At 52.9% G+C, this 529-nt stretch carries 1 rRNA gene; it reads left to right on the forward strand.

What is annotated here, in order from left to right:
• Nucleotides 1-529: ribosomal RNA gene (locus LZP69_RS15910) — 16S ribosomal RNA — on the forward strand; the annotation flags it as partial.

Consider the following 529-nt stretch of genomic DNA (forward strand, 5'->3'; position numbering starts at 1 on the left):
CTGTGACGTTACTCGCAGAAGAAGCACCGGCTAACTTCGTGCCAGCAGCCGCGGTAATACGAGGGGTGCAAGCGTTAATCGGAATTACTGGGCGTAAAGCGTACGCAGGCGGTTTGTTAAGCGAGATGTGAAAGCCCCGGGCTCAACCTGGGAACTGCATTTCGAACTGGCAAACTAGAGTCTTGTAGAGGGGGGTAGAATTCCAGGTGTAGCGGTGAAATGCGTAGAGATCTGGAGGAATACCGGTGGCGAAGGCGGCCCCCTGGACAAAGACTGACGCTCAGGTACGAAAGCGTGGGGAGCAAACAGGATTAGATACCCTGGTAGTCCACGCCGTAAACGATGTCTACTCGGAATTTGGTGTCTAGAACACTGGGTTCTCAAGCTAACGCATTAAGTAGACCGCCTGGGGAGTACGGCCGCAAGGTTAAAACTCAAATGAATTGACGGGGGCCCGCACAAGCGGTGGAGCATGTGGTTTAATTCGATGCAACGCGAAGAACCTTACCTACTCTTGACATCCTCAGAA

It is taken from the genome of Shewanella sp. AS1 (assembly GCF_021412565.1).
Taxonomy (GTDB): domain Bacteria; phylum Pseudomonadota; class Gammaproteobacteria; order Enterobacterales; family Shewanellaceae; genus Shewanella.